We start from the raw sequence: 5,359 nt of genomic DNA on the forward strand, positions 1-5,359 counted from the left end.
TATAATGCGATGTCCGGCTCATTCAATCCAACATTGGTCATAGTTCCCCTGAGATTATCGCTGTGGTATAATCAAAGTTGATTTCCAACCATCACGGATTCAGTCATAGTTCCCCTGAGATTATCGCTGTGGTATAATCTCCCATTCAAAGACAAAGGAACATTTCAAGTCATAGTTCCCCTGAGATTATCGCTGTGGTATAATGCGATGGAGTTTCTTTCATATGAAAAGGTAGTCATAGTTCCCCTGAGATTATCGCTGTGGTATAATTTCAGCTTGCTCACAACGAATGGGATCCGAGTCATAGTTCCCCTGAGATTATCGCTGTGGTATAATACGTATCCAAAAAAGCCTGCAATCTCAAGGATCGCAGGCTTTTTTGCTTTCAAAAAATGCAAATATGCTTATGCAAAAAAGGGGACCATTTCCGTTTTTTTTAAAAAAGTGTAAGTTGGGTGGATGTGATTTTCTTTTCTTGTGCTGTCGGTTCCCCAAGAAGCAGCTGCATTTTTGCGTACTGCTTTTCCGTTACGACCATCGCCCGAATCGATCCTCGAGGAGGTAAGTTGCGTTTTAATCTTGCCAAGTGTTTGTCCGTTGCTTCATGTCCGTGGCAGACGCGGCTGTAGACCGAAAACTGCAACATATCGTACCCTTCGTTCAGCAGGAATGTGCGAAATCGCCGGTATTCGCGCTTCTCCCGGTTGGTCACGACGGGAAGATCGAAAAAGACGAGCAACCGCATAAACTTACTCATACACGTGCAGTTGCAACGGGAGAAGTTCCGGCAATTTCAACAACGAAGGGTCTTGGCTTCGGCTTGCCGTGACGAAGCTTTTTGTCATTTCTTCCACCGCGTTCACGACGGTCAGTTTTTCTCCATTCACTAGTATGTCCATGTTGGCTAAATTATATAAGTCTGCCCGAATGGACGGAGAAAATTCATCATCCGGTTGAATATGTTGAGCCACGTATAGGTCAACGAGCGGACGCAATACTTCCATAAAGTCGTCGGCAAGATTAAATTTGTTCAACTCGTTATCATGGTAAATTCCGAAGCATGGGAAAAAACCATACCCAACGAGAGAGCGGGCGACGAGTCCCCGCATAATGGCGTATCCGTAATTTAAAGAAGCGTTCACCACGGAGTCGCTTCGTCGGGTAAATTCACTGCCAAATAAATACTGGAAATACTTTTTGGCTCCATACGCTTCACGGTTATTGCTGTCTCCAGAGTCGACGGTTTTGCTGATGCGGTATAGCTCGTCGGCTCCTTCTTTGTTCAGGAACTCCAAACACTTTCCTTGATTGATGAGTTTTTGGATCACGACCCGCTGCCAAATTCGCTTTTTAAAAGGCTTGGAGTAGGCGTACTGCATGTGCAGCACGCCCACTTGGCGGGAATGTTTTTGGAACGGCTGCAGCACCCCATTGGGAAGCCGTTTTTGGTCACAGGTGAATAATGCAATGTTATGTTCGGCCATTTTGCTTAAAGCGGCTACTGTCACGCTGACAGCTTGTTCCTCGATGACAATGGAACAAATATCCTCGAGCGGGATCGAAACTTTTTCTTCTTGTTCAATCACGAGTTGATTGTAACGGACGGACAGTTTCCCCGGTTTTCGAATGAGCAGATGACGCCAACCCAACTCTTTTTTCCCCTCTCACTTTGTAGATGTTGCCGAGCACATCTACTTGGTATTTCTCGAATCGTTTGAGGGTTCTTGAACCGACGCCGCGGAGCGAGAAACGGTGGTCATGGCTGATCAACTCTAATCCTCCGTTGGCTGAGTCAATCGTTTTGTAGTAGACAAATACATCCTTAACGTTGATCTCTTCGCCTGCGGCTGTTTTCACTGTTTTTTCCCGCGGAAGCTCAATGCGAATGAGATCATTCGGGTACAGGCTAAATCGGAACGTATAGTCCTCCGTCATTTCCTTCCACTCAGAGTACGGCTTGTTCGGCTCGATGGCTTTGTTTGGCAAAATCCCTTTCATGATGTCCATGGTGTAGACAGGGACACAATAATATTTCCCATCTTTTTCAAATACGTCAACCCGAACGATGTTGCTGTTGTAGGCGACGGTTTTGCCGTCATTGAGCGGGATGACCTGGTTTTTTGTGTCGATGATTTTTACGGTCCGAATGACAGGCCCGGGTTCGCCGTTCTTTTTCGGCTTGTACAAAGGTTCTTGGAATGCCTTTTTCGGGTCATTGTTATGTTCAAGCAGACGCTGGCGGATCGCTTCGTATGTCCTTGGGTCGCTTTCTTTGCCGTACATCGGAAAATGCCCGCTCGCATCCAACTTGATTTCGGACAGTTTCGTTTTGACAACAGTTTGGATTTTCCCGCTCCGTTCATCGATACCGACGTAGCGCCGTAATGTTTCTTGATGAGCCGCCCCTGTAACGCTCCGCTTCGGCATTCGGGATACAAAAACCGGCTGTAGCGATTCGAGTTTCTGATCATCATAATTTCCAAGATTGAGAGCTTTTATACTCTCTTTTGGATGTTTGGATAAACGCGCCCGCAGTTCGTCGGCGAAGTGCGGCCAAGGCTGCGGGAAGTGCGGTTCTGTCTTTTTGGCCAGTTCTTTGTTTTGTTCGCGCCGTTGGTAAAAGGCGGTGACTTTGGCGATATCGCTTGGCGTTGTGCAAGCGACGATGGCGGCATCGACGGCATGATGCAAATCCGATTCTTCACGGTTTTTGTTAAACTCCCAGCGGCTTCGCAAATGGGCGGTAACGCGGCCGTTGACCGTATAGACTTTTTGCTTGTCATCACTTTCGGCGAATTTCAGATGTTCGCGAATAAAGTTGGCGAAAAAGCGTGAAATATACCGGGTGTCATTTAAATTTCGATTTTTAAATTCTGTTTCTTCATTTTCATCATAATGGAGTCGGAGCAGCCGATCCCGTTTCTTTTTGGAAAACTGCTTGTTCGTTAACACAAACGTTTCAAACTGTTGCCAGCGTTCGGTTCCGACGCCTAAATATTCGGCAGGAATGCGGTTGCCTTTTTCGCGGTTTTCTCTTGTCAATACCAACACTTTATTGGTATAACTGTCGTCCAAGCTTCGGCTATACGGGATGACGTGATCCACTTCTACATACCCCGGTTCAAGCAGCCGCTCGATTTCGATCGGTTGAAGCGAGTAGGCGCACCTCCCATTTTGCTCACTCCAAAGTTTGAACTTGACAATGTCATGGCCGGTTGGGTTTAGCGTCAAGCCATACTCCATGAGTTGGCGGATGGCGGTTTCGTTTTTCTTCCGGTTTTCGTCTTGTTCTTTTTTTGTTTTCCGCCGTTCGTCAAACGTTTGTGATAAATCGCGGGCCAACTCGATATGAATGGATACCGGCGAACCGTACTTTTTAATAATAGCATTCACCACTTTCCGCGCCTGTGTCAATGCACGCATGACGACCGGATTGGCGATCGGCGGAATATTTGGTAGCAACATTGTTTTTTGTTTCTTCTTTGGCCCTGTAAATGTGTATCCCGCTCGCTCACAAGCCGAAGAGTAGACTTCTCCTTGTTCCATGTACGGGAGAATGCTGCGAAGCGCCTTTAGCGACAAATGGCCGAATTTGGTGAATGACAAGTTCAATAGTTCCTCAATTAGCTCGTTGTCATATACCTTGTTCGCTAAATTTGGCATCCGTTTTCCGTTTTGTTCATATTCGTTTCGCAAGTAGCTGTGAATGTCGGCATCATCTTTAAACAATGTCAGGGCGTAACCGAATGTATCAAAATCGATTGGGAGAAATGAACTTGACTTCCCTTTTCCATACACTTTATCGACGGCTTTCCGAATTTGATGATAGGCGTCGAGTTCAAGGAATCGGATGTTTTCATTTTGCTTTCGTGATTCGCCTCGATCATACACAATGCCTTTAAAGTAAGTGTCATCAGGCAAATGGAGCAACGTCCGTATATCATGGTAGGTGATTTTGTTTTTTTGGAATGCCTGTTCATACAAAAGGCGTCGTTCCTCATCGGTGAGCCCTCGTGCGCCTGATGGGGAGATGAGCCGCAATTTATTGATGTGCTCCCAGGCGATGAACGATTGGAATGTATAAGTTGCTTTTGGAGCCCGTTTTTCTTTCGGTTCAAAGGTACAAAAGCCGACCTTTTTCTCGATGTCATCTTTGGAAGCGACAGGACGCTGGGAAGCCCAAATGGTGATATATTCATTCTCAAACTCTTCCGTGCAACTCATGTTTCCAAACTCACGCTGTTTGGAGAAAATGAGTCGGATCTCGCGTTCTAAGTCATCGCGGGCGATTGTGTTTGTATAATTTTCTCCTTTATTGCGCTTATGGAGCGCAAACTTTGGATCTTTCACAATCATTTCGCCGACGGTCCGGTAGCTTGAGAGAATGGCCCGGTTTTCTTCGATATGTTTGAGCATCGTGCTGTTTTCTTTGTTGCTGCGCTCGCTTTTGCGGTTGGATTTGAAGCCGCGCCGCTTGGCTAGATGAAGGAGGACGCGAGCCAGCTCGTCGTTGTTTAATTTTCGATCCAATGCCTCAACACGCAGCTGCCAGACGTCGATTTCGTGTTTTTCCTCGAATAGTTTGTCCAGTTCCTCTTTCGTTAAAATTCCTTCGCGAATGACCAGACGGCGAATGCGCTCCAGCCGATGCTTGCGGCGGCGCAATCGACGCCGGGCGGAGCGGGCGAGGCGTCGGGGAAGAGCTAGGGATTCTCCCGTCTGTGGATTTTCGGCTCTGTCAAAAATGCGGACGCCCAAATCTTCGATGCGGGGAATATCCAAGTTCATGACTGCCCAACCTACAGAGGTAATGCCGATATCAAGGCCGATTTTGTATCTCATGTCGATCCCCTCCCGTTAATAGAGATATGTAGTAAAAAAGACCTTAGCGTTTTCCGCCAAGGTCTGAGTTTGCGCAAGGATGGGGAATGCCCGCCAAAAGCGGGCGACAGGCGATCCCCAACGCCGCGGGTCAGTCTGCCTTAGGCAGAAAGCCCTTATCATAGTAACCCTGAGATCATTGCTGTGGTATGATCCTATTACTATAATAATGGGGAATTTTAGAAAACGCAAGCATTTTTTTCAAAAGTTAGATCATTTTGAGTGGAGGGAAACCCACTCGTATGGGTCTGCCCTAGCGCTGCATCCACCAAATAATTCGGTTGCCACCATCTTGCTAAGCAAAATGGGGTATAATGAAGAGGAGAAAGTCGACGTGAAAAAGGAATTTTTGCGCATGCTCGTCCGTCTCGAATTGGATGAAGCGAAACAGCGGCTGTTGTTCGGTTTTTTCGAGACGTATTTGCGGCGATCTGAAGAGGAGGAAGCAAAACGGCGACACGAGGGGAGCCAAATGGAA

At 46.9% G+C, this 5,359-nt stretch carries 3 protein-coding genes, 1 pseudogene and 1 CRISPR repeat array; of the genes and pseudogenes, 1 reads left to right on the forward strand and 3 read right to left on the reverse strand.

Annotated elements, in window-relative coordinates:
* Positions 1–35: 35 nt before the first annotated feature.
* A CRISPR array of direct repeats spans positions 36–336; the repeat unit is 37 nt; unit sequence AGTCATAGTTCCCCTGAGATTATCGCTGTGGTATAAT.
* A gap of 100 nt (positions 337–436) precedes the next feature.
* Genes cas2 through cas9 form a run of 3 tightly spaced genes read right to left on the reverse strand, consistent with a single transcriptional unit; the run spans position 437 to position 4,842 of the window.
* Positions 437–745: a CRISPR-associated endonuclease Cas2 gene (gene cas2, locus IKE44_RS09775; protein WP_023633352.1), complete on the reverse strand. Its 309-nt coding sequence runs from the start codon at positions 743–745 to the stop codon at positions 437–439.
* A gap of 4 nt (positions 746–749) precedes the next feature.
* Positions 750–1,649 (reverse strand): type II CRISPR-associated endonuclease Cas1, encoded by a 900-nt coding sequence (cas1, locus tag IKE44_RS09780; RefSeq protein WP_287465759.1) that lies wholly within the window; start codon positions 1,647–1,649, stop codon positions 750–752.
* A complete protein-coding gene (cas9, locus tag IKE44_RS09785; protein WP_064213580.1) occupies positions 1,579–4,842 on the reverse strand; it encodes a type II CRISPR RNA-guided endonuclease Cas9 in 3,264 nt (1,087 codons plus the stop codon). The genes cas1 and cas9 overlap by 71 nt, the downstream gene beginning before the upstream one ends.
* A 310-nt stretch (positions 4,843–5,152) precedes the next feature.
* Here cas9 and IKE44_RS09790 point away from each other — a divergent pair.
* Positions 5,153–5,359, forward strand: a pseudogene (locus IKE44_RS09790) (DUF4351 domain-containing protein); the annotation flags it as partial.

Source organism: Geobacillus sp. (genome assembly GCF_017515625.1).
GTDB lineage: Bacteria > Bacillota > Bacilli > Bacillales > Anoxybacillaceae > Geobacillus > Geobacillus stearothermophilus.

Coding starts and splice junctions, on each gene's coding strand:
- cas2 (WP_023633352.1), bottom strand. CDS start 745: ATGCGGTTGCTCGTCTTTTTCGATCTTCCCGTCGTGACCAACCGGGAG.
- cas9 (WP_064213580.1), bottom strand. CDS start 4,842: ATGAGATACAAAATCGGCCTTGATATCGGCATTACCTCTGTAGGTTGG.